28 protein-coding genes are annotated in these 20,799 nt (G+C 58.3%); 16 read left to right on the top strand and 12 right to left on the bottom strand.

Annotated features, from left to right (window positions below; all coding sequences use genetic code 11):
* Nucleotides 1–15 precede the first annotated feature (15 nt).
* The 4 genes from SIB72_RS13460 to SIB72_RS13475 all read left to right on the top strand — a co-directional run bounded on the left by SIB72_RS13460 (nucleotide 16) and on the right by SIB72_RS13475 (nucleotide 2,331).
* On the top strand, nucleotides 16–216 hold the full coding sequence (locus SIB72_RS13460; protein WP_115018742.1) for a chlorophyll a/b-binding protein: 201 nt from the start codon (nucleotides 16–18) through the stop codon (nucleotides 214–216).
* A 266-nt stretch (nucleotides 217–482) separates the two neighbouring features.
* Nucleotides 483–755, top strand: coding sequence for a DUF3303 domain-containing protein (locus SIB72_RS13465; RefSeq protein WP_115120394.1), 273 nt, complete (start codon nucleotides 483–485; stop codon nucleotides 753–755).
* A gap of 210 nt (nucleotides 756–965) precedes the next feature.
* Nucleotides 966–1,817, top strand: a complete 852-nt coding sequence (locus SIB72_RS13470; RefSeq protein WP_413744174.1) for an NAD-dependent epimerase/dehydratase family protein — start codon at nucleotides 966–968, stop codon at nucleotides 1,815–1,817.
* A gap of 94 nt (nucleotides 1,818–1,911) precedes the next feature.
* Nucleotides 1,912–2,331, top strand: a complete 420-nt coding sequence (locus SIB72_RS13475) for a cupin domain-containing protein (RefSeq protein ID WP_413744175.1) — start codon at nucleotides 1,912–1,914, stop codon at nucleotides 2,329–2,331.
* A 50-nt stretch (nucleotides 2,332–2,381) separates the two neighbouring features.
* Here the strand turns inward: SIB72_RS13475 and SIB72_RS13480 are convergent, their stop codons facing one another.
* Nucleotides 2,382–2,654, bottom strand: a complete 273-nt coding sequence (locus SIB72_RS13480) for a hypothetical protein (protein WP_413744176.1) — start codon at nucleotides 2,652–2,654, stop codon at nucleotides 2,382–2,384.
* A gap of 140 nt (nucleotides 2,655–2,794) precedes the next feature.
* Here SIB72_RS13480 and SIB72_RS13485 point away from each other — a divergent pair, with 140 nt between their 5' ends.
* The 3 genes from SIB72_RS13485 to SIB72_RS13495 all read left to right on the top strand — a co-directional run bounded on the left by SIB72_RS13485 (nucleotide 2,795) and on the right by SIB72_RS13495 (nucleotide 5,272).
* Nucleotides 2,795–3,229, top strand: coding sequence for a DUF411 domain-containing protein (locus SIB72_RS13485; protein WP_413744177.1), 435 nt, complete (start codon nucleotides 2,795–2,797; stop codon nucleotides 3,227–3,229).
* Nucleotides 3,230–3,349: 120 nt separating this feature from the next.
* Entirely contained in the window at nucleotides 3,350–4,357 is a 1,008-nt protein-coding gene (locus tag SIB72_RS13490) for a GAF domain-containing protein (RefSeq protein WP_413744178.1), read from the top strand.
* A gap of 483 nt (nucleotides 4,358–4,840) precedes the next feature.
* Nucleotides 4,841–5,272, top strand: coding sequence for a DUF4278 domain-containing protein (locus SIB72_RS13495; protein ID WP_413744179.1), 432 nt, complete (start codon nucleotides 4,841–4,843; stop codon nucleotides 5,270–5,272).
* A 635-nt stretch (nucleotides 5,273–5,907) separates the two neighbouring features.
* Here SIB72_RS13495 and SIB72_RS13500 read toward each other — a convergent pair.
* Entirely contained in the window at nucleotides 5,908–6,129 is a 222-nt protein-coding gene (locus tag SIB72_RS13500; RefSeq protein WP_115018727.1) for a hypothetical protein, read from the bottom strand.
* Between the two features lie 140 nt (nucleotides 6,130–6,269).
* On the opposite strand from SIB72_RS13500, the gene SIB72_RS13505 reads away from it, so the two are divergent.
* On the top strand, nucleotides 6,270–6,746 hold the full coding sequence (locus tag SIB72_RS13505) for a cupin domain-containing protein (protein ID WP_413744180.1): 477 nt from the start codon (nucleotides 6,270–6,272) through the stop codon (nucleotides 6,744–6,746).
* 39 nt (nucleotides 6,747–6,785) lie between these two features.
* Here the strand turns inward: SIB72_RS13505 and SIB72_RS13510 are convergent, their stop codons facing one another.
* Nucleotides 6,786–7,235, bottom strand: a complete 450-nt coding sequence (locus SIB72_RS13510) for a DUF6790 family protein (RefSeq protein ID WP_413744181.1) — start codon at nucleotides 7,233–7,235, stop codon at nucleotides 6,786–6,788.
* Between the two features lie 64 nt (nucleotides 7,236–7,299).
* Nucleotides 7,300–7,809, bottom strand: coding sequence for a hypothetical protein (locus SIB72_RS13515; RefSeq protein ID WP_413744182.1), 510 nt, complete (start codon nucleotides 7,807–7,809; stop codon nucleotides 7,300–7,302).
* A 275-nt stretch (nucleotides 7,810–8,084) separates the two neighbouring features.
* Here SIB72_RS13515 and SIB72_RS13520 point away from each other — a divergent pair, with 275 nt between their 5' ends.
* A complete protein-coding gene (locus SIB72_RS13520) occupies nucleotides 8,085–8,441 on the top strand; it encodes a hypothetical protein (RefSeq protein ID WP_137007049.1) in 357 nt (118 codons plus the stop codon).
* A 72-nt stretch (nucleotides 8,442–8,513) separates the two neighbouring features.
* Here the strand turns inward: SIB72_RS13520 and SIB72_RS13525 are convergent, their stop codons facing one another.
* Nucleotides 8,514–8,795: a hypothetical protein gene (locus SIB72_RS13525; protein ID WP_413744183.1), complete on the bottom strand. Its 282-nt coding sequence runs from the start codon at nucleotides 8,793–8,795 to the stop codon at nucleotides 8,514–8,516.
* 411 nt (nucleotides 8,796–9,206) lie between these two features.
* Here SIB72_RS13525 and SIB72_RS13530 point away from each other — a divergent pair, with 411 nt between their 5' ends.
* Entirely contained in the window at nucleotides 9,207–9,500 is a 294-nt protein-coding gene (locus SIB72_RS13530; protein WP_413744184.1) for a hypothetical protein, read from the top strand.
* Nucleotides 9,501–9,646: 146 nt separating this feature from the next.
* On the opposite strand, the gene SIB72_RS13535 is transcribed toward SIB72_RS13530, so the two are convergent.
* Complete coding sequence (locus SIB72_RS13535; RefSeq protein ID WP_413744185.1) at nucleotides 9,647–9,979, bottom strand: GRAM domain-containing protein; 333 nt, start codon at nucleotides 9,977–9,979, stop codon at nucleotides 9,647–9,649.
* Nucleotides 9,980–10,212: 233 nt separating this feature from the next.
* Here SIB72_RS13535 and SIB72_RS13540 point away from each other — a divergent pair, with 233 nt between their 5' ends.
* Both SIB72_RS13540 and SIB72_RS13545 read left to right on the top strand, forming a co-directional pair.
* On the top strand, nucleotides 10,213–10,917 hold the full coding sequence (locus tag SIB72_RS13540; RefSeq protein ID WP_413744186.1) for a hypothetical protein: 705 nt from the start codon (nucleotides 10,213–10,215) through the stop codon (nucleotides 10,915–10,917).
* Between the two features lie 88 nt (nucleotides 10,918–11,005).
* Nucleotides 11,006–12,232 carry a hypothetical protein gene (locus SIB72_RS13545; RefSeq protein ID WP_413744187.1) on the top strand — a complete coding sequence of 409 codons (1,227 nt, stop codon included), beginning with the start codon at nucleotides 11,006–11,008 and terminating at the stop codon, nucleotides 12,230–12,232.
* A 33-nt stretch (nucleotides 12,233–12,265) separates the two neighbouring features.
* Here SIB72_RS13545 and SIB72_RS13550 read toward each other — a convergent pair whose 3' ends face one another.
* The gene (locus SIB72_RS13550) at nucleotides 12,266–12,931 is read right to left on the bottom strand and encodes an SDR family oxidoreductase (RefSeq protein WP_413744188.1); all 666 of its coding nucleotides are present in this window, start codon (nucleotides 12,929–12,931) and stop codon (nucleotides 12,266–12,268) included.
* Nucleotides 12,932–13,072: 141 nt separating this feature from the next.
* Between SIB72_RS13550 and SIB72_RS13555 the strand changes: the two genes are divergently transcribed.
* Together SIB72_RS13555 and SIB72_RS13560 are read left to right on the top strand one after the other, a co-directional pair.
* Nucleotides 13,073–13,804, top strand: a complete 732-nt coding sequence (locus SIB72_RS13555) for a prohibitin family protein (protein WP_413745139.1) — start codon at nucleotides 13,073–13,075, stop codon at nucleotides 13,802–13,804.
* A 577-nt stretch (nucleotides 13,805–14,381) separates the two neighbouring features.
* A complete protein-coding gene (locus SIB72_RS13560; protein ID WP_115018696.1) occupies nucleotides 14,382–14,663 on the top strand; it encodes a hypothetical protein in 282 nt (93 codons plus the stop codon).
* Between the two features lie 167 nt (nucleotides 14,664–14,830).
* On the opposite strand, the gene SIB72_RS13565 is transcribed toward SIB72_RS13560, so the two are convergent.
* The 4 genes from SIB72_RS13565 to SIB72_RS13580 all read right to left on the bottom strand — a co-directional run bounded on the left by SIB72_RS13565 (nucleotide 14,831) and on the right by SIB72_RS13580 (nucleotide 18,062).
* The gene (locus SIB72_RS13565; protein WP_256359477.1) at nucleotides 14,831–14,959 is read right to left on the bottom strand and encodes a hypothetical protein; all 129 of its coding nucleotides are present in this window, start codon (nucleotides 14,957–14,959) and stop codon (nucleotides 14,831–14,833) included.
* Nucleotides 14,960–15,031: 72 nt separating this feature from the next.
* Complete coding sequence (locus SIB72_RS13570; RefSeq protein ID WP_413744189.1) at nucleotides 15,032–16,402, bottom strand: hypothetical protein; 1,371 nt, start codon at nucleotides 16,400–16,402, stop codon at nucleotides 15,032–15,034.
* Nucleotides 16,399–17,097 carry a TIGR03943 family putative permease subunit gene (locus SIB72_RS13575; RefSeq protein ID WP_413744190.1) on the bottom strand — a complete coding sequence of 233 codons (699 nt, stop codon included), beginning with the start codon at nucleotides 17,095–17,097 and terminating at the stop codon, nucleotides 16,399–16,401. Before SIB72_RS13575 ends, SIB72_RS13570 begins: the two co-directional genes overlap by 4 nt.
* 5 nt (nucleotides 17,098–17,102) lie before the next feature.
* Nucleotides 17,103–18,062, bottom strand: a complete 960-nt coding sequence (locus SIB72_RS13580) for a permease (protein ID WP_413744191.1) — start codon at nucleotides 18,060–18,062, stop codon at nucleotides 17,103–17,105.
* A 111-nt stretch (nucleotides 18,063–18,173) separates the two neighbouring features.
* On the opposite strand from SIB72_RS13580, the gene SIB72_RS13585 reads away from it, so the two are divergent.
* Complete coding sequence (locus SIB72_RS13585) at nucleotides 18,174–19,109, top strand: metal ABC transporter substrate-binding protein (RefSeq protein WP_413744192.1); 936 nt, start codon at nucleotides 18,174–18,176, stop codon at nucleotides 19,107–19,109.
* 55 nt (nucleotides 19,110–19,164) lie between these two features.
* Nucleotides 19,165–20,277: a hypothetical protein gene (locus SIB72_RS13590; RefSeq protein ID WP_413745140.1), complete on the top strand. Its 1,113-nt coding sequence runs from the start codon at nucleotides 19,165–19,167 to the stop codon at nucleotides 20,275–20,277.
* Here SIB72_RS13590 and SIB72_RS13595 read toward each other — a convergent pair whose 3' ends face one another.
* A complete protein-coding gene (locus SIB72_RS13595) occupies nucleotides 20,278–20,682 on the bottom strand; it encodes a transcriptional repressor (protein WP_115120374.1) in 405 nt (134 codons plus the stop codon). It lies immediately after the preceding gene.
* Nucleotides 20,683–20,799: the final 117 nt, after the last annotated feature.

The following is a 20,799-nucleotide window of genomic DNA, read 5'->3' on the forward strand; positions in this document are numbered from 1 at the left end:
ACGCTTCGAAGTTCTATGGATTCCGTCCAAGCTGCAAACGATGCATGGTTCCAGCAAGCCGCTGCTGATCAAATCAAGGGCGAACGCATGGCACGGGCCGAACTCCTGAATGGCCGCGTCGCCATGTTGGGCTTCGTCATCGGTGTGCTCACCGAGGCCCTCACCGGTCATGGCATCCTCAGCCAGATCAGCTTTGGCGTTTTGGGGCTGAACTGATGTCCGATTACACGATCTGGATTTACGCCATGCTCGCCTTCGGCAGCCTGATCACAGCCGCTGTGGTCTTCACCTTGTCCAAACCATCAGATCTGCCCTACCTCAACAGCGACCGTTAAACGTCGATCTGTTTTCCGATGGGTTGCCAAGGCGCAAGACAGTCCACAACCTCTTGCTTTGTGGGCTGTCTATTCAGGAACACTCAAATTGACTGACACAAACTCAGTTTTGTGAGATGGTTCCAGCGCCCCAAAACCGCATTTGCAATGACGTTCCTAATGCATTGGTCGTTCAAGACCGGCTATCACGAAATTGCTGCCAGAAAATTTCTGGCCACTGGTGCTCCCTTCCCTGAGTGCAAATCATGGAAGCGTTTTCATGGTCCAGGATCCGTCGAGGGATGGATCCTCGTTGAAGCCGACAATGCTGAGGCTTGCTACGAGCATGCGGCCGAATGGGCCGAATGCCTCGACTGGGAAGTGACTCCCGTTCTTGCCGATGATCAAGCTGGTCCGCTGATCGCCAAGGTTTATACCTGATCAAACGTCAGGGCCGATGATGCATTGTCATCCGCATTGCCGGAAGATGTGCATCATCGGCAACCATCTGGTTGTTGGTATCATTCAGCCAACAACCTAAGCAAAGATCTTGGTGGATCCCAAGCGCATCATTCGATCGGAAAACTGTAGGAACCGCTTCAACATCAATCCCCCAAAAGATCTAATCATCTCTTGACTGAATCAAGGGCTATGCAATCATCATTCGCTGTGATCGGCTGTGGCTATGTAGGTGCCGATGTTGCTATCAGCATGAAATATGCCGGGCATCATGTTCTCGGCACAACCCGATCAAGACGACGCTTCCGGGAACTTCATGACATGGTGCATGAGCCACACGTGCTTGATCTCACAGATCCCAATGGAGATCTGACCTTTCTGGAACGACAGGATGGAGTTCTCATCAGTGTTGCGCCCACAGAAAGTATGGACGACCTCGAAGCTGTCTTCTCTACTGGCATCCGAAACCTCGCCAGAGCTTTGCGCAGCAGGACGAGCAGCCAACACCTGCATGTGACCTACATCAGTACTGCCGGAGTGTATGGCAATCAGAACGGAGACTTAGTCGATGAAGAGTCATCACTTGATGCGATCAATCCAGTGAACCGGATGCTTGGAGAAGCAGAAACTCTGTTGCTTTCCATCGACCGTCCGGACACCACCATCTGCGTATTGCGCCTAGGCGGAATCTATGGCCCAGGCCGTGACATGGTCAGCATCATCAGGCAGGCTGCTGGAGAGCAGATCCCTAAAAACGGCAATAGCATCCCCGCTTGGAGCTCCCTACTCGACATCACCAGTGGAGTTCAATTTGCCTTCGACAACAACTTAGAGGGCATCTACAACCTGGTAGACGACATGCAGCTCAGCCGCCGGCAACTCTCCAACGAAATCTGTGATCTCGATGGTCTACCACCTGTGATCTGGGCCAATCAAGATTTCAAAGGTGCTCGGGCGATGAATGCCAGGGTGTCAAATCAGAAACTCAAGTCTGCTGGATTCCGATTCAAATCCCCCTCAATGCTGATGGCCTCTGTTGCCTGATCTGGCATTGCTGACACCCGCTTGATTGCGTACCAACTGACACATCGATTGTGCTCTGGATTTCGCGATCCTTGATGCAATCACGCGTCGAATCATGCATGCACGCCAATCCGTGGAGATTTTGCCCTGCACTGGCCTAAAGGCCGGTGTCGCCTTTTTTAGCGATCCACTCCCAAGCGATGAAACCCTAGTGGCTGAAGTGAGCCGATCCAACGTTCCGGAATTGTTCTGTCATCGCCATCAAACCGATCAACTGATGGTGCTACGTGGCAGCGTCGAGCTGATTGTTCTGCAGAACCGCAGACTGCATCGCATCAGCTTGCGAGAGGACGAAGCCACCTGGGTGAGGATCCCTCCGGGCGTTCCCCACGGCGCCATCAACCGCAGCCGTCAACCCGTGGTGATGGTGAATGCCGTGCTGCGGCATGGTCCAACCGATCCCCGTGACTACCATGCTCGGCCGGTCCCCCGAGCCCTGATCAAGCAATGGGATCAGCTGCGAGCCCACGGCTGATGCCATTCCCAGCCCGTCCATGCCCCAGGCAGGCGGGCTGATGGCTGCCTTCAGTCGTCGTCGTCGAAATCGGGAACGACCACACAGAAGGGACGATCCTGGCCGGGGGCATCGTTATCGAGGATGAACGAGGCGAGATCCTCTTCGATCTCGAACACCATCAGACCGTATTGCTCAGGATGCACGCCTGTCATTTCGGGATGACCAGACAGCAGGCCGCGCAGGCGGCGCCATTCTCCGATCCGCTCGATCACCTGACGAACGACGTAGTCGGCAAGGATCACCGCGACCAACACCAGGTTGATCCAAAGAAGAAGCGTCATCACCACCTCCCTCATTGCAATCACACTAGTGAGCGAACGGTGACCGCAACCACTGGCGTTGCAATGGTTGGACAACAGCCAAGGCTGGTTCAGCATGAAGGGCATCAGCCCACGCACTCGAGCTTGACGACGGAGATGGGATGCCCATAGCCCTGCAACTGATTGGCACCCTGCTCAGCACAGTCCTGATGCTGTCCAGTCCCATCACGGTTCACCGTTCCGCCAACTGCGAGTGCTGCACCGCCTGGGAGGCACACCTCACCGCGGCCGGCTTCAGCGTCACCGATGCGGTGCATGAAGACATGGCCGCCGTCAAAACAGAGCATGGCATTGCAGCAGAACTGGAGTCGTGCCACACGGCAGTGGTGGACGGCTATGTGATCGAAGGCCATGTACCGGCCCGCTCCATCCAGCGGCTCCTGAAGCAGCGACCGGCGCTGCGCGGACTCAGCGCTCCAGGCATGCCGATGGGATCCCCCGGGATGGACGGTGAGGGCATCCACGCCGAGGCCTTCGCCGTGCTCAGCCTCGATGATGACGGCACCACCCAGGTGTTTGACCGCTACGGATCCTGAGCCCATCAGTGCGCAGGAATTAAGCCAATCACTTCATGACAGCCGCGAAGCAAGAGACATAGAACGAAGGGAAGACCTGCCCAGTGGACGTGAAGAGACGATCCCATCTCCATAGCCCCCGTGCCTTTGCCGCAGATGCCGCAAGCGACCGACCGCAGATCAGGCTCCGACTTCGAGCGCGTCAGGGCCCTTGAACGCTCCGGACTGCTCGATCAGCCCGAGGATGCCGCCCTGCAGAGGCTGGTGCGTTTGACCGCAACGGTGATGGACACCCCGATTGCGCTGATCTCACTGATTGATCAAGACCGGCAGTGGTGTCTGGCCCGCCATGGGCTGAACCAGAAGCAAATTCCGCGGGCTGTGTCGTTCTGCACGCACACCATCCAGCAAGACACGCCGCTGGTGGTGCCAGATGCCCGGCAAGATCCGCGTTTTTCCAACAATCCTCTTGTCACCTCAAGCCCGCACATCCGCTTCTATGCCGGCTGCCCGCTGAGGGGGAAGAAGCAGCACAAGCTGGGAACGCTTTGCGTGATCGATCACCACACCAGAACGATCAGCCAGGCGCAACTGCAACTGCTGGAAGATCTCAGCGACATCGTCAACCGGGACCTGATCGCGCGACATGCGTTGCTGACCCACCAGAACGGACTCGTGGCCAAATCACACCTGTTCTCGTTTGTGCTGACCCGTGAACTAGAGCGTGCCGCCACAACCCAGACACCACTGAGCCTGATTGCCCTGGCCTGCGATCAACACGAAGACGTTTGCGGCGTGCTGGGCATCACCAACAGCTTGCGCTGGCTGCTCTCGATCTGCAGCATCTGTACGGACAACAGCAACGACAGCGACTTCATCGGGCTGATGGACCAGCGCATGATCGCGGTGCTTCTGCCGGACACCAACATCCAGTCCGCTCTTGCCAGGGCCGTGGCCATGCGCATGGCCCTGCGGCATTCGAGCGCAGCCATTGACCTCCCCCATGGCACGGCCAGCTTCAGCGCGATGGCACTGGAGGTGCAGAACAGGCAGATCCAGGCCTCTGAGCTGTTGCAGCTCTGCGAACAGAAACTGAAGGGGCTGCAGGCCAACCTCGGCGACCAGACCGCCAGTGATTGCATCCACTGACGCCAGGCCCGTCAGCCAGCGGAGGGACACGCATCCTGCGCAAGAGTGAGCGGGTCAGCAGCCATCCTGTTGGCGGTGATCGTGCGGCCTACTCCAACTTGAAACCGCAGGATTGATCGCAATAGCCAGTGTTTAGCGTGGCGATTCGATGCATCCAACCACCAGCCAATCGGGTTGGAGCGTCAGGATCCCTGCCCCTGCAGATTGCCGCGCAGATGTTCTGCGGCACCAACACTTCAGCCACCACGGTTGGCACAGACTGGAGGATGCAGACCAGGCTAATTCGGACTGAATCCGAGCCCACTAAGTATCACTACTTAGGCGCGAAGGAGTAAAGAAATTCGATGCATCGGCGAAACCGAGAGCAGGCATCGCTTGAATAGATCTGTAGCAACCACTACACACGTTCACTCCGTCGTTAGGCGGAGCGCAATTCGCCTCAGGCCAGGGAACGGGGACCTGAGCTTTCGCTGGAACGACACCATGAGTGCACTTCTCTACAGGGGCAAGACCTACGAACCCCACCACGAAGCAGCTCCAAAAGCCTGCCGCGTGCTGAATTACCACCAACAGCACTACAACACCTGCCGTGAGAAGGCTCAGCGCGACCTGCATCCGCACCTGAGCTACCGCGGCGTCGCCTACGTGAAGGATCAGGTCGCCCCTGTCATCACCACTGCGGAAGCCCGCAGCCGCAACGATCGCCAAGCTTATTTCTCGATCACGCGGGATCTGGCAGAAGCCCAATTCAAGCTCGCAGACGAGGAGCTTTCACGCCGCCTGTGGGATGACGTGGGTGAGCGCGAGCTCGATGTCGAGCGCATCAACAACCTGCTCTATCGCTGCACGTTTCACGACGATGACGCAGCTATGCAGGAAGCGGATGAGGCTTACCTCAAGGGCCGAAAAGACTGAACAGAACTGGTAAAGCATTGATCGCCCTCCTCAAGACAAACCGAGGGCGATCAATGCAATCAACAACGCGAGAAAGTTAGAGCGGCAAGGGCGTGGGAACCCTTGGCTTATACGACCTTCCCAACTTGAGGTTGTGGTGATCAACCAAGCTGCGACGGGATTTCTCGGCCCTGGCTAGGCGAGAGATCAGAGCAGCAGTGTCGTGCTGAGAAAGATCGCCATCCTCACCCCACTTGAGGGACGACAACGGGAACACAGCATGTCCTTTCATGGAAATGTGCGCCTAATGGATTGTCACACTAGGCGGATTAAATGCTGACAACCTGGAAGGAAAAATGAAGAGTTCCAGCACAACTGTGCTGGGCAGTCGATCAGGCTCCAACCGATCAAACCTGGCTCTGCACTTGCTTCCATTCGCCGCAGCCGAACCCTGACGGCCTTTTCAAACCAAGCCGATGCGGTGCGCAACAACACAGGCTGGTGTGAGCCCGCTCACATGCTCCCAACCTTGATCGGGCGATCGTGAACGCACGGTGAAGGACAAACCAAAAGACGTGTTCACCAACCCAGACCAGGCCGCGATATCCAGGGAGCCCCGCCATCACGGTGGGGCTTTCGACTAGCGCTCAAGCCGCTCAATCAAAGGCGATCACGGCTCTGTAGAGCATGGTGCCGGAGCCGTCGGTGGACGTTGCACCGGCCCCGAGCATTTCGAGGGTATGGAAACAGGCTTTGGCTTTCTGCTCCGTGAGCTGGCTGGTGGCCATCCAAGTGCGGCGGATGTCTTGCGAACAGATCGGGCGCCGCGACTGCACGGCCACCGCCTGAATCTGCTTCAGCAACTGATCAGTGATCATGGGCCCGTCGCTCTCACTGAGGCCGTTGTACCGGAGGCACTAACGCGCGGCTGTTCTTTCTGAACGCTGAAGCCAGCCCCGGCCGGATGAGACGAGCAAGCCAACCACCGCGAGGATGAGGCCAACCATTCCCCTCGGTCATGCGCACAACGGCCTCGCTGTTGTTCAGCCTCGCTTCAATGGCTCTGCCTGCTGCCGCCTGCTCACTCCATCAGCAGCCACTGGCCAACAGCGTCACACCCGCAGCGGAACAACGCCCCGCCTCAGGTGATGCACCATCCAGCACCGCGAAGGTGACGGTGCAACCCCTGGGCAGCGTGGATCTCTCCCAGGAGTTTGAAGGCCTGGAGGGACGGGTGCTGCGCACGCGGCGGGTCACCATCGCACCCGGCGGATCCGTGGCCTGGCATGAACACCAGCGCCGCCCCGGCGTCGCCTACATCCTCAGCGGCAACCTGATCGAAGTGCGCCAAGACGGCACCGGGCAGCGAAGGATCCAGCGCCAGGCAGGTGACGCCGTGTTCGAGTCGAGCGGTGTACGCCATGGCTGGATGAACAACTCGGCACAACCCGCCACTGCCGTGGTGATTGATCTCGTGCCTGCATCGCAACCTTGACGCAGGCATCGGCGCTTCCGCTCTTTGGCTGGAGCGCGATCAAGCGTGGAGAAGTGCCAACGAGCCGAAGAACAGCAGGCAGGCCGCAAACACAACATTCACCAGCTGTGCTGCACGCTTAGCGTTGCGCTCGCCTGGATCAAACAGGTGCAATCCTGCCGCCTGCGCCATATAAATTCCAAACACAAGAATCACAGCCCCCTGCGTCTGCATCGCCCAGGCTTGCGCCCAAGCGATCAATCCGACCAATCCCCAGGCGAGGTTGGCAAATCCCGCCTCCAGCTGAAAATCGTTGCGCTTGCCATAGTCCCAGTTCATCCGCTTCGCATCACTGCGGTGAAACACGGCATGCCGTAAAAACGACACCACACCAATACCACCAACCACCCAACTACTGATCCAGGCCGTCGCCGACGCCAGATCACCACGCTGCAGTGCGCCAAACCCTCCCCAGAAACCAACGAAGCCCAACAACCAGGAGAGCTGCATCAGCCGCTGAGAGGGGCCAGGCCCAGAATGGAGTTGCATTGGACGTGGGGGCAACTATCCCTCTCTAACCACGAAGATCCTGGAACGTCTCTGATCCACCAATGGAAAGGTTTTTGGAGGCCAACTCATACATCCTTTGGTGCAAGCCTGGCATCTCTTTCACTGCGAACCAATCCTGATCTTGGGGCATAGGAACCACGATCGGGCCTAGATCAATCAGCGAAAACTCAAGGGTGATGAAAATGCCATCAGCATCTCTGTAACCCAACTCCAGCATTAACTTGCCGCTCTCAGTCGGCATGTTGATCGTGGCCGCCTCTTTCCAGATGCTGGTTTCGGTTTCAATCACTGCAGTCATTCCACGGGAAGAATCCCCCGTAGCGATGCTCTTAAGCCTTAAAACAAGGGTTGAGTCATAACTCTTGGAAACAAGCTTTTTGGTTTCGTCGCGAAGCTTCCAATTGCAATCAATCTGTCCCGACGAGATCTTGCAGGACAGAAAAGACCTGACCGGCGGAGTTGTCTCTGACTTCTTCGGCTTGAGGATGCCCAGTCTTCTCAGAAGCCCTTGCATAGTCGGGATCAATTTCAACGCTTTTTACTATGGATACTGGAGTTTCGGGACAAACGTTTCAACTGCTTCATCCGAGTATCAGCTGTTACCAAGCGTGCGCTCGCGGGCACCAACGCCTCATCCATCTCGGCGTTTCCTGTTGCCCTGAAGCTCATGCTTGCTGTTGCCAACTTGAAGCTGAACAGCCTTGACTGCCTGATCCGCAGCGCAGGGACAGATGGGCGGATCTACATTCAGCCCGCGTGTCGCCTGGCAGCTGAGATGCCCGTGTTGTGATGACTTCCAGCACCAGGTCTCTGACCCTGCAATGCGATGCAGCCTTGCTGGACAAGTTTGAGGCCTATGCGCTGACCAACGGCCTGGATCTGAACGCAGCGATCCAGCTTGCCCTGCGCTCTGTGATCGCAGCACCAGCGTCAATCACAGCCACAGACCAAGCAGCGCGGGATGCTCTCACCAAGCTGAAGGAGCGCACTGAAGCACTCGAGAACCTCACCCGGCAAATGACCACCCACATGCGCATGCTTCAAGAGGAGGTGGACAGCCTCAAGCGACCTGCAACGCCAAGCCAAGACCAACTGATGGCAGAGATGCTGCCCACAGTGACTGACGATTTCGCCGCCGATTTTTGATCAACAACCAACAGTCCTGGCTCTTCTAGGAGCCATGGCATCGAACTGAAACGAGGAGGCCCATGCGTCAGCTCACCGATCGACGTGAGCCAACTCACAGCCGCAGCACGACCACGAGGCGATCGTGAATGCACGATGAAGGACCCCAACAACGACGTCATCACCGACCCAGACCAGGCCGCGATATCCGGAACGCCCCGCCACCACGGTGGGGAGTTCCGCTGTAGGCAAGCCATTGCCACTTTCAGCTGAACCAGCACAAAAAGGCAATGCGCATGAACACTGATAGGCAAACCAGGTCACCTCACCCAAAGTGACTGCATCGAGATCGGAGGCGCTGATGACAGCCGACACTCCACCTGAGCAAACCCGAGAAGCAGACTGACTTTTTGGCCCCTGCTCCAACAGTTTCCACCCATCCGTGAGGCTGGTCCTTTCGCGGGCGTTTCAGGTCCGCCCCGTGAATCGACACTCCATTGCATCGCCACAGGTGCCCCGGAGCTGCATCAGCCACACACCTGGACGTCATGGCCCCAGGGACGCCATCGCCAGACGCTTCGCCCCTACCTCTCTCTTCTGCAGTGACGGGGTTGAACCATGCACAAGCGAGCGACGTAGGCCGTCTTTCCACCACGGAAGGGCGGCCTTCCTTCTGAAGGATGTAGAGACAGCTCCGAAGACTGGAGACGTCGAAGCCTTGCCAGCTCTGCTTGCCCCGTCCTTTCGGCGTCTCTGCGATCCACAGCTTGGAACACCAAATCAAGCTTGATCAAGACAAACGCCGTCGCCATCCATCCTGAACACGCATGCACGCATCAGCATCGCCAAAACACAATTGCAACGAGACAAGTGGTCTTCTACAACGGTGATCTCAACGCCTTCCTGTGGCGAGGCGTTGCAGCGATCTACGCGTTCCTCTCCCTGATTGCATTCTTTGGTTTTATTGCCTTACTCCAAGGCGACATCACTGGAGGCGTCATTGTGATTGCAGCCTCATCTCTGGTGGCATTGATTGCCCATAAAGCAATCAAAAACTATTTAAAAGGCAGAAACTATTAAGCGCCTATACGCCTTGATCAACGAAGAGATTGTTCAAGCCATTTATGGGCATCCAAGCAACCAAGCCAGAGTCTTTTCCCCACCACTTCGAACAACACAGCAAGAAAGACCGGGCTCAAATCAAATCAAATCAAATCAAATGAAACCTATGTCATCCCTTTTAGCTTTTGGATTGCTTCGATCCAAGGTGTGCGACGGAACAGAGTAAAGCGATTGTCTTCTCCTGCTTGGGAGGACACCACAAGACAATTGGGGAATACAGGGATGGCGCCAAACAGAAGCGTCCAGTCTTTCCTTAAGGCAGTAATACTGGGCAAGGGAACAACCGTAGCCCCTGTCTGAACATTGAAGGCATGTGCCTCAAAAATCAAACGCTGCTGAGTGAGGTACAGCCTGCCTCCGACAGCCTCGATACCGCGCTGGTGATTGGCCGGCGATTTTCGAAGAATCGCTTCACCAGCTTCAAGTTTTGTTTGCATCACTCCAGCTCCAATGAACTCAGGATATTGAGCGCAGTGCTGCTGTCAGCAAAAGCCCTCTTGAATGTTGGACTTGCCGAGATCAGGCATGTTTTTTTGCGACTGTTTTTGGCATCTCGAAGTGGCTCCAATCCAGGCAACCGACAGGGAGGTTTGCCGCCTCTTCAGATAGCGGCCACTATCACCCCGCTCACGATGCGGGAAGAGACAATGCGAGCAGAAGCCTGCCATCCATGCGCCACCTCGCTCTTGCCCTGGTTGGCAGCATCGCTCCCACAGCCATGGCCCTGGCAGACAGCACGCAAGCCACGTGCATCCTCAGTCGTGATCACTCCACCGTTCCGAGCGAACGGGGAACCTGTCGCTTTAGTCAGAGCCAGGGGAACGTCAACGTCCGTTTCAACAGCTGGGCTTTCCGCTTCCCCAGTGACGAACAGGGGGTGACCTACCAGCGCAGCCATAGCCCGGCAGGAATCAGCTTCAGACGTGAGGGGCAGTACACACTCCAAGTGCTTTGGCAGCAATCCCGCAATGTCATTCCAAAACCGAAGTACTGGGCAAGTCACAACATCTTCCTCGGCCGCTGGCAGGGTCAAAGCACAGCTGGCAGAGCCGTTCTGGATGTGCTCAGCGTGGAACCTAACCGGGTGCGTTGGGGCAACAAAGCCAACGGCATCTGCGACAGCGACTACAGCGTCAAGACGCTGCCCTCGGTCCCTGGAGGCCACGATCCCGATCAACTCGTGCCCTCGAGAAAGCCCACCGAACGGGGGTATGCCATCACAAGGCTCACGCTCAAACCAAAGCCTTGCAGCACCGGTGCTGCTGTCATTCAGCTGGCGCTGCCGTTGGACCACTCCGATCACCTGAAAGTGGTCACCTATGGAGCTGATGGCACCACGATTGGCCATTACGGCATGGTGTACCGACTGCCCTGATCCGATGCCATGCACCGGGCAGCCAAGAGACGACGAGTGGCGGCCTGGCTAAGACGCAAACAGAGACCAACGCCGTGTTCAAGCCGTCATGGCTCCCCTCAAGCAGAAACGCTGGAACTTCTTCGCCGCCGTCGCCCTGTTGCTGGCGCTGGTGCTGGGCGTCACCGGCATCAGCCAGCTCAACTTCAGCACCGAACCAAGAACCGACAGCTTGCAGCTCAGCTCAGCTCCGCGCCATCAGGTACTGCGCGCCGACCGCACCGAGCTGGATGGCTGGAGTTCCCTCCGCAGCTCACCCCCGGGCCAAGAAAGCTTCCGCCTGGATGCCAGCGATGCTGACAAGGCCTTATATCGCGTGCAGGTGGGCATTTACTCCACCAACACCTACGACCTCGACCTCAGCGTTCCCAGCTTCGCGGCCAACGGCTACCTCTGGATGAGCTGGGGGGACGCCCTTCAGCAGTATTTGGACAAGAACAACCTGGGCCTTGAGGATCGGATCATCCTCGTTAACGAACTGCTCTCCGATGCCGATCCGGGACTACGAGCGATCGGCGCTGCGGAACGCATGCCGGATGGCAGCTATTACCAATTGTTCTCCTACATCGGCCGTTTCTATATCGACAGGGCCAGCTTCCGTCACTTCCCCTTCATCACCGTGAGCCTGCCGATTGTGCTGGAGGCCGATGATGTTGATGGCATCTTCGAATACGGCAACCTGCGGTTTGTTCCGGATGTCGAAAACAGCGGTGTGGGCCTGTTCTCTGGGATCATCGGCTGGCTCAAACGCAGCTGGTCGATCGCCGAGTACCGGCATACCTACGCCACGAATTTCGCACTGGGTGGTGAACCGGCGGCCTACAGCACTGTGGTCTACGACATTGCCTTTGGCACGTCGTCTTGGTCGGCGTTCTGGCGACTGATCCTGCCGCTCGTCGTGGTGATGGCGATGGTGCTGCTGGTGTTCAAAGTGCGGCCGGATGAACAGGATGCCCGCGCCGGCATTCCGATCACCGTGCTGCTCACACTGGTCTTTCTGCAGCAGACCTATCGCGATGAGCTGCCGCAGCTCCCCTTCCTCACCTTCCTCGATCAGGTGTATGTGATCGCCTATGTGGTGACACTCTTGGCCTTCGTGCTGGTGATCTGGATCGGCCGCCGTTACCACGAACTCGAACAGCTTCCGAAAGGGCACGACTATGACGTGATGGCCCAGCGTCTCCACACCATGGACGAGATCTGGCCCCTCACCGTTGTGGCCCTCAGCAGCGTGAGTGTGGCGCTCTGCTGGTTCACCCTGCCACCGGGCAGTTGAGGCAAGCGAGCGAGACCCGCCGATGAGAGCTGCTCACCAGGGCAGCACTTCACCGTTGGCATGCCAAAAGGTACCGCTGCGCTCGAGCGTGAGGGCATCGATCCGCGCCAGTAGCCCCTGCACCGACGCTGCTGGGGTGATGCCATGGGGATTGAACTTGATCATGCGTGTTCGCACCAATCCCGGATGCAAGATCGCCACTGCGATGCCTCGCGGCGCCAGATCGACCGCCAGCGACTTGCCAGCAATGTTGAGGGCAACCTTCGACATCCTGTAGCCGTAGGAGCCACCGGACGTGTTGTCATCGATGGAGCCCATGCGACTGGTCATCAGCGCCAGCTTGGCGCCGTAGGGCATCTGATCCACCAGGGCCCGAGCCAGCAGCAACGGCGCAAGGGCATTCACTTCGAACTGACGCCGAATCGCCTCGACATCAAGATCCTCCAACCCCATCGACTGAAGCAAACCGGCATTGAGAATCACCCCATCGAGGGGCATGCCGGCCAAGCGTTGCACCAGGTCAGTGATGCACGCCACACGCGTGAGCTCGATCCCCGACTCAATCCTCACGCCCAGAGCCTCGAGGTCCGGGGAAGCCTCCCGGCAGACAGCGATCACCTGCTCTCCGCGCGCCTGCAACTGCCTGCAGTATTCCAATCCGATGCCGCGGTTTGCGCCCGTGACCAGAAACGAAGCCATCCCAGCAGCTGAGGCAAGCCGCCATCCTGATGGGTCAAGCCGCCGCACCGGCTCGCAAACCCTGCCCATAATCAAGGCAACAAGAACAACCGAGTGCAAAACGTGTCCCCCAACCAGCCTGGGGCTCAGGCATCCCTCGCCGTGATCGCAGCCTTTACGGCTTTGATCGTGGCCATTGCCGCCATTTTCGTGGTGCCTGCTGGTCAGGTCGCTGTGATCACAACGCTGGGCAAAGTGAGTGACGAAGCGCGCCTGCCTGGCCTGAATCTCAAGGCCCCATTCGTGCAATCCGTGCACTTCTTCAATGTGCGCACCCAGGTTCGCCCTGAAGAATTCTCCAGCCTCACCAAAGACCTGCAGGTGATCGAAGCGACCGCAACGATCAAATACGCCGTCAAATCCAGCGAAGCGCCACGGGTTTACAGCACCATCGCCACAGGCAATGAAGGGATTTACGCACGGATCATTCAACCTTCACTACTCAAATCACTGAAATCAGTCTTTTCAAAATACGAGCTCGTTGAGATCGCCACAGATTGGAACAAGATCTCCTCAATCGTTGAGGAGAGTGTTGCCAAAGAGCTAGAAAAATTTGACTACGTGGAAGTCAAAGGGCTTGATCTCACCGGCCTCAAGATTGCTGAGGAATACCGTTCTGCTATTGAGCAGAAACAAATTGCCGAGCAGCGCCTGCTCAAAGCCGAAACCGAGGTGAAGATCGCTGAACAGGAAGCGATTAAGTTCGAAACCCTCAACAAAGGCCTGAACGACAGAGTTCTCTACAAGCTCTTCCTCGACAAATGGGACGGCCAAACCCAAGTGGTGCCCGGCCTCTCCGGCGGAACCCCACCAGTGATTGTGGGGCGGCAATAGCCCGCTGACCCCACACCAAAACGAGCCAAGGCGCTAGCCACTTACTGCGAGATGCCCCCTGGTTTTGAGCTCCCTCTGAAGGGACTCGGAGCCAGGGACTCCATCACTGCTGCACTGAGGTGATCACACCTCGCAGCACAACGTGCCAATCAGAGGCTTAGAAGCCGCCGAGATGAAGGGCAAGCTCGAGGGTGCCGAGGCCAAACAGGAAGGTGCCTCCGAGCAGAACAAATTCTTTCGGGCTTCTTGCCATCGATAGCAGGGACGAGCCCACAAGCAACGCTCCGAAGAATCTAAAGGGAATCTGAAGCTCCAAGCTGTGGAAGCCTTGCGATCGCCCCATTTTGCCCTGAAAAGGTTACGCAAGTTCATGCAATTGAGACAAAAGCGGCTTCAACCTGACAACTGCGCAACGTTTATTTATATCTCTGAAGAATAAAAAACTGACGCTTGTCGTCTCAGCGCAGGAGGCGGGCGCACCGACCCGCCTCTTGCCCTAGAGCATGTGGATAAATGTCACAACTGGGCTGGCAGGGGCCCTGTCAGGAAAGAATTCCGCAAATGCCGTCAACGATCCATGCCGCTGCTGTGGGAGAACCTTGCCAACCAGCTGAACAGCGTCCGCTCCACCACGAACGTTGACTACAGCACTTGGTCAACCCCTTCTGGCGCACCAGACCAAGGCAGTCGCGAAGAACGGCTGAAGAAAGCCCTCGCTGCTGTGAAAGCCACAGGCAACAGCCAGATGATCGAGTCGTTGACCGCAGCGCTGGAAGGACGCGAAGCCACGATGGAACTGCCTGATCTCGAGAGCGGTCCTCAGGCGTTCCTCAAAACGATGAATCAAACGCGGGGCTGATCCCACACAATCCGCCACCTACACCTCTGCAGTGCCGGCCACCGACGCTGACGGAAGGCCTTGGCCCATCCCAGCACTTGAGCTGGGAGCCTTGGTCAAGCTCAGGAGCCTCCGTGGGCAGGTGTAAGAGGCAGTCGCAACAGAAGGCGCTCTGACGTTAGGCGTATTTATTTCTGGCGTTTGGTGAGATCACCGAAATCATCATCGTTGGGCTGCAGAAACTGCCAGACCACCGGCACGGTGAACACCACCATCAAGCCGATGGTTGCCCAGATGGCCACGGTGTAATCGCCCATGTTGAAGTCCGAATCAGCGCCGACGTTAGTGGCCTTCCTCAAGCGACAGGAGCAAGAGAGGACAAGGCCGGCCTAAAAGCGATCGATCCTGCCGGCAGCAGGCAAGAGCGTGGCGCTGACCACCGACGGCTCGGCCTGGATCCGCAAGCCAAGTGTGCTGCCATCCACCCAGGCGATGCGCCCAGGCGCGCGCCGACTGGAAATCACAGACAGCAACAACTGATCGCTGACAGGATCGAATCGCAACCAGGAATCTGGTGCCATCAGCCAAGGCTCCAGCCTGCGTTGCTTGCGCACCTTGCCATCGCGATCGAGCAACAACAGCGTGTCGACAGCCTTGGGTAGGGAATCGCGCAGCACCACCCAAAGGCGTTCTCCACCGTTATCGCAGGCCACCCCCATGACGGCCTGCTCACCCAACCAGATCTGACGTGGTGGGAGGCCGGGAATGACCAACTCCACCGACCGGCGGTAGTCCGGCCAGTGACGCACGAGCAGAGCTCTGCCGGATCCAGTGCAGAACGCCCTCAGATCTCGACTGCCAGGAAGTGTCTGCCGTTCAGAGGCTTGATCCTGCAGGGTCTGAAGGGACAACAGCTCAAGACCGTCGTACCCAGGCACCACCAAGCCCGTGCCATCCGGCAACAGACGGATAGGACCGGCCACCTTCAGGCTCAAATCGCGGCGCCTCCCATCGGGGCTGCGCATCCAAAGCTGATCACTCCCTGGCTCAAGCCGACCGGCCTGAACGAGCAGATCCCCTCTGAGATTGCTGCTCACATGCGCGAACAACTGGGGTTGTTGGGTGATCCGCTCCAGGTCACCCAGCAGAGGGGAGCCAACTGCATCAGCATCAGTTGCGAGGGATCGCGGCGTCAGGTGTCGAACGTCGACAAACTGGTCGCCGTTGTCGTCCGCACTGACGAAGGCGACGCCGCGGCCATCACCGAATGGCTCCACCTGAAAAATGCCAGGCAGCACTGGGCTCAGTGGCACCCAGGATCCCTGACGGTCTTGCAGCTGCAATTGCTGGCCCTCTTTCAGCTGCACGACAGCCAGCAACGTCGGCCGTGGATCCCAGAACCAACGGCTCGGCGCGACACGCAGACCGCGCCGATCAGCACCAGCCAGATCCAGCTGCAGCGGAGACTGGATGGGATCCGTGCGGTTGAGCAGCAATCGCCAGGCGTTGTCGGCACCAAACCAAGCATGGGACAGCTCCGGTTTGATTCGGCTCTCGGCCGCGATCGTCTCCCGTTGCATCGGGCGACTAAAACGCACATCCAGCGCGCCGGCCCCGGAACGCAGTGGCTGGATCGCCAGCATCTGCAGCCGGGGTGGACGGCGAAGCAGCACTTGTTGCTGGACCAGCACCAGCGCCGTCAGACCTCCCAAAGCCAGCAACAAAGGGCGGGGCAACGCCCACAGACCAGATCGGGTCATGGTTCCAGAGGTCGGTCAGGTCGAGGGATGACCTTCAAGCTTGAAGGCTCCAGAACATTGCGCAGCGCACCGTCATGCTCCTGCGTCACCATCTTGCCCTTGACCTCCAGCCAGGTATCAGGCTTCGGATCAAAGCCCTCCGGCCACAGCACAGGCAAACCCGATGGCGTGGCATCCGCAAGACAACACCGCACCATGAGTCGGGCGAGCTGAGCAGGTTCTCCCGGGCGCTTCAGCACAAAACCGCTGATCGACACTGGAGCCCCGGCATGCAGAGACGGATCGGGCTGTGTGCGCAGGAGCCGCACCCATTCGGTGAGCGTGCGCTGCTCAGGTGGCAACACGAACGCCAGTCGCGGCGCCTCCGGGAGACTGCTCGGCCGACTGGAGGCGAGATCATTAAACGAAGGCTGTGGCGGGAAGACGATGATCGCCAGCGCCACCAGCGCAGTCAGCCACCAGCCGCGAGGCAGAGTTTGGCTGGCCTGCCCCGCCCGCTTGCGACGCAGAAGCAAGCGCAGCTGCAGCAAGCCGATCAAGATCAACAGGCCACCGCCAACAGCAACAACCGGGTGATAGACGGAACGCAGGAGCAGATCGAGACGGCCGGATGCCGTGCTCCAGACCATCACCCAACCCCACAACAGCAACAGCAGGGGAAGCGACAGCGATGACCAGCGAAGACGAAGCGTCATGACGTTCAAAGCTGCACCAGGTTCACCCACTGACCGATCAGCAGCACCAGCAGCAACGCGGCCAAAGCGGTGACTGCAATCGCTTTAGGGCGCAGGAGCACGGTAAACAGACCAGCGAGCTTGAGGTCCACAACCGGGCCCAATAACAAGAATGCCAGCAGCGCCCCAGGCGTGACCTGCGCAGCAAAACCGAGCGCAAGAAAAGCATCCACACTCGAACAGACCGAAACCACAAGGGCCAGCAACATCAGCGCCAGAACCGACAGAGTCGGAGCCGACCCCACAGCCAGCAACCAGGCGCGAGGCAACCAGGACTGAACTGCTGCAGCCAGGGCACATCCCAGCACCAGCAACACCAACAGACCGAGGAACTCTCGACCGCTATGCAGCAGCACGTCCGACAGCGAGATGGACTGGGATGAAGGGCGGGGCGAGATGGAAATCGGAGCCGCGCCGAGAACGCCACTGCCCCGCTCCAGCAGGCCGACTTCGGCGAGCGGCTGCGTCAAGCGGCGCTCCTCGAGCAAGGCAGGCTCCAATAGGGCCCGTTCCCCCATCAACCCCAACAGTGCACTAAGGGCAATGGCAATCACAAAGGCCCCCAGAGGACGGGCGAATAGCAACCAGGGCTGATCAGGGAATGCAGCCCAGGTGCTGGCCAACACGATCGGATTGAGAACAGGCGCCGCAAACAAAAAACCGAAGCCGGTACCAAGAGGTGCACCGCTAGCCAACAAGCGCCGGGCGACTGGCACATTGCCGCACTCACAGGCCGGTAGAGCGAAGCCGAGCAAGGCACCGACCACCGGAGCCAGCAGCGGGTGACGCGGCAGCCGTCGCACCCATGCAGCTTGGGGCACAAGCCAGCGGGCAAGCGCAGCGATCGTGACCCCTAACAAAAGGAAGGGAAGCGACTCAAGCAGCAAGCCCTGAAAGATCGCCCAGGCGGTGGCCAATCGCGCCATGAAGGTGAATGGTTTGGCTAATCATCACCGGCCCCGCCGCGATGGGGAAGGGCAGGGGCATTGCGCCAAGAATGAGAACCGTTATCATTCGGCCGTTCTCCGGGCTGCCTCATGGGCGTCTCTTTTTCGCGCCTGCTGCGCAGCACTGCATTGATCGCCGCAGGCTTAGCCACAGGGCTGGCCAATCCATCACCATCCCAAGCTGCAACTCCAACGGTCGTGGCAGGCGATGGGGTGCTTTGCGATCTCACCCGCACCCTGTCCGGCGGAGCCACCGATGTGCGCTGTCTGATTCCACCCGGCGCCGATCCCCACCATTTTCAACTCACTCCTGCCAACCGGAGAGATATCAGCAACTCCGAACTGGTGCTGATTAATGGATACAACCTCAACCCATCGCTCAGTCGTCTAGACGGCAATTTCGAGCTGATCGCCGTGGGCGAGCTCGCTGTTCCGAATAACCCCAACAACGATCCCCATCTTTGGCACAGCCCTGCCAATACAGGCGCCATGGCCAATGTGGTGGTCGACGCTCTTCAGCAATTACCGATTAATGCTGAATCGAAACAGGCTCTGAAACGACGCCAGCAGAACGTGATCGCCATCCTCCGCGATCTCGACGCCTGGAACCGGCAGCAGATCTCCACCATCCCGGCTGACCATCGCGTTTTGGTGTCGGAACACATGGCTTTTGAGTTCTTCACCGACCGCTACGGCATGCGCCACGTGGCCATGATCGACGACTACGCCACCGGAGGCACACTGCGGCCCTCCAGCCTGAGAGCGATCAGCAACGCCGTAAAAGCCTCCAAGACCAAAGTGCTGTTCCCCGAACAATTCCCGGTCTCCAAGACCATGAAGCGCATCAGTCGCAGCACCGGCAAACCCATTGCCAAGAATCTCGTTTTTGCTGATGGCACGGCACCTGGCAAGAGCCTGATCGAAACCGCCACCAGCAACACCTGCACGGTGGTGAATGCCCAAGGCGGCAGCTGCGATCAAGCCTCTGCAGAACGACTGCAACAGCGATGGAGTGCTGTCCAGTAACGGCAGCAAGACCACTCCCCATTCAATCCCGACTCCCTTCCCAGACTCCAACCAAATGCGCCGCTTCTCAATCTCGCCTGCAGCCTTGGCTGCGCTCGGGCTGCTATCTCCGCTTGCCCTCGAGGCTGTCTTCGCACCAGCAAGCCACGCAGGTGCCGGCCACAACCATGGGGGTGGCTCAGAAGAAGAGCTGCGCGAAGGGGAGTCAAGGGTGACTCCTGTGATCACCCTTGAAGGTCACGGAGGTTTCGAGAACAACCTCAGAACCGAGGGCAAACCTGCCCACTATGCGATCGATGGCCTCTTCGGCGCAGTGTTCGAGTGGGGACTTGCCAACGACGGCAGTTTCAGCATCGAAGCCGCTTTCGGTCCAGCAGCGGTATGGGGTGAGGCCGAACATTTCTACGGCAAGGTTCATCTCGACGAGCACGATGACAATGCAACCGAAGGGGCTGCCCATGCGGAGCATGGCGATGACGACCATGCCGAGGAAGAGCATGCCGATGAGGACCATGGCGATGAGGACCATGGCGATGACGACCATGCCGAGGAAGGGCATGCCGACCATGCCGCTTCAGGGCACGCCGACCATGCAGCTCATGGCCATGAGAAGGGGCAGCCCTACCGCAGAATCGATATGAAAGGAATGGTTCAGGCTCGCTACCAACCGAACGATCGGTTGGCGATTTCAGCAACCTGGCTTCCTTACGCCGTGATGCGATCCCAGGGTGAAGATATTCAGGGTGTGAAACATGAAGTCTCGGCAGGCATCACTTATGCATTCGGCGATGGAGACGTCAACTTCGCCCTCGGCGATGGTCTGGAGTCGGTGATCGATGGCATCTTCGTGAATGTGAGCAATCACACCGGCTGGGAAAGCGACGGCACCTACATCGGCAACTACACCGACACTTGGGCCGGCTTCGGCTTCAACGTGGATCTGCTCAATATCACCCTGACCGGTGGTCCTCGCTTCTACTCACCTGGCTCTTATTCAGGCCTGTCACAACGCACGGACTGGGGCGGAGACATCTCTTTTGAATACCCTCTTTCGGAGAGCGTTGTGGCTTTCGCCCACTTGGAGATGATGTACAGCACGGAAGGCGGGAAAGGCTGGGGCAAGGGATTCCAGAACCATGTTGGAACCGGAGTGACCTTCCGTTTCTGATCACGGCTTGACGTCTTCCTGCTGGCAACGGTTGCAGAGGCCGTAGAACTCAAGGGTGTGGAAGAGCAATTGGTACCCGCCCTGTTGCTCTTCCGGAATGGTCATCGCATGCAACGGACAGCTGGAGAGCTCACGGGTTTCGCCGCAGTTCACACAAGTGAGGTGATGGCGATCACGCATCACAGGGGCATAAAGCACCTCTCCAGTGGGCAAATGGCGACAACGCACCAGACCACGCTTTTGCAACTGGTGGAGATTGCGATACACAGTCGCCAGCCCCATCCCCTGATCGCTTTCCAATAGAGAGCGATGGAGCTGCTGACCGCTGAGCTCAGCATCGCTGGCCTCCAGCAGATCGATCAAACGCTGCTGCTTGCTACTAATTCCAAGCTTGGAGCTGACCATCAGATCTGCGAGACCTCTCCATCATCTCGCGTCGCGTCTGATGACTGTGAAGTGCTGTATTGCTCCGAGTCAGCTCTTGAGAGCTAAATGGGAATCACGGCATCACCACTGGCGTGC

The organism is Synechococcus sp. MIT S9451, from assembly GCF_047304725.1.
Lineage (GTDB): Bacteria > Cyanobacteriota > Cyanobacteriia > PCC-6307 > Cyanobiaceae > Synechococcus_C.

Excerpts from the sequence above, each read along its gene's own strand:
- SIB72_RS13560 (WP_115018696.1), top strand. The coding sequence starts at position 14,382 with ATGCCGCTGCTGTGGGAGAACCTTGCCAACCAGCTGAACAGCGTCCGC.
- SIB72_RS13575 (WP_413744190.1), bottom strand. The coding sequence starts at position 17,097 with ATGACGCTTCGTCTTCGCTGGTCATCGCTGTCGCTTCCCCTGCTGTTG.
- SIB72_RS13585 (WP_413744192.1), top strand. The coding sequence starts at position 18,174 with ATGGGCGTCTCTTTTTCGCGCCTGCTGCGCAGCACTGCATTGATCGCC.
- SIB72_RS13475 (WP_413744175.1), top strand. The coding sequence starts at position 1,912 with ATGCATGCACGCCAATCCGTGGAGATTTTGCCCTGCACTGGCCTAAAG.
- SIB72_RS13495 (WP_413744179.1), top strand. The coding sequence starts at position 4,841 with ATGAGTGCACTTCTCTACAGGGGCAAGACCTACGAACCCCACCACGAA.
- SIB72_RS13595 (WP_115120374.1), bottom strand. The coding sequence starts at position 20,682 with ATGGTCAGCTCCAAGCTTGGAATTAGTAGCAAGCAGCAGCGTTTGATC.
- SIB72_RS13590 (WP_413745140.1), top strand. The coding sequence starts at position 19,165 with ATGCGCCGCTTCTCAATCTCGCCTGCAGCCTTGGCTGCGCTCGGGCTG.
- SIB72_RS13570 (WP_413744189.1), bottom strand. The coding sequence starts at position 16,402 with ATGACCCGATCTGGTCTGTGGGCGTTGCCCCGCCCTTTGTTGCTGGCT.
- SIB72_RS13535 (WP_413744185.1), bottom strand. The coding sequence starts at position 9,979 with ATGCAAACAAAACTTGAAGCTGGTGAAGCGATTCTTCGAAAATCGCCG.
- SIB72_RS13500 (WP_115018727.1), bottom strand. The coding sequence starts at position 6,129 with ATGATCACTGATCAGTTGCTGAAGCAGATTCAGGCGGTGGCCGTGCAG.
- SIB72_RS13545 (WP_413744187.1), top strand. The coding sequence starts at position 11,006 with ATGGCTCCCCTCAAGCAGAAACGCTGGAACTTCTTCGCCGCCGTCGCC.
- SIB72_RS13460 (WP_115018742.1), top strand. The coding sequence starts at position 16 with ATGGATTCCGTCCAAGCTGCAAACGATGCATGGTTCCAGCAAGCCGCT.
- SIB72_RS13510 (WP_413744181.1), bottom strand. The coding sequence starts at position 7,235 with ATGCAGCTCTCCTGGTTGTTGGGCTTCGTTGGTTTCTGGGGAGGGTTT.
- SIB72_RS13565 (WP_256359477.1), bottom strand. The coding sequence starts at position 14,959 with ATGGGCGATTACACCGTGGCCATCTGGGCAACCATCGGCTTGATGGTG.
- SIB72_RS13470 (WP_413744174.1), top strand. The coding sequence starts at position 966 with ATGCAATCATCATTCGCTGTGATCGGCTGTGGCTATGTAGGTGCCGAT.
- SIB72_RS13485 (WP_413744177.1), top strand. The coding sequence starts at position 2,795 with ATGCCCATAGCCCTGCAACTGATTGGCACCCTGCTCAGCACAGTCCTG.
- SIB72_RS13540 (WP_413744186.1), top strand. The coding sequence starts at position 10,213 with ATGCGCCACCTCGCTCTTGCCCTGGTTGGCAGCATCGCTCCCACAGCC.
- SIB72_RS13480 (WP_413744176.1), bottom strand. The coding sequence starts at position 2,654 with ATGACGCTTCTTCTTTGGATCAACCTGGTGTTGGTCGCGGTGATCCTT.
- SIB72_RS13515 (WP_413744182.1), bottom strand. The coding sequence starts at position 7,809 with ATGCAAGGGCTTCTGAGAAGACTGGGCATCCTCAAGCCGAAGAAGTCA.
- SIB72_RS13520 (WP_137007049.1), top strand. The coding sequence starts at position 8,085 with ATGACTTCCAGCACCAGGTCTCTGACCCTGCAATGCGATGCAGCCTTG.
- SIB72_RS13505 (WP_413744180.1), top strand. The coding sequence starts at position 6,270 with ATGCGCACAACGGCCTCGCTGTTGTTCAGCCTCGCTTCAATGGCTCTG.
- SIB72_RS13550 (WP_413744188.1), bottom strand. The coding sequence starts at position 12,931 with ATGGCTTCGTTTCTGGTCACGGGCGCAAACCGCGGCATCGGATTGGAA.
- SIB72_RS13465 (WP_115120394.1), top strand. The coding sequence starts at position 483 with ATGACGTTCCTAATGCATTGGTCGTTCAAGACCGGCTATCACGAAATT.
- SIB72_RS13580 (WP_413744191.1), bottom strand. The coding sequence starts at position 18,062 with ATGGCGCGATTGGCCACCGCCTGGGCGATCTTTCAGGGCTTGCTGCTT.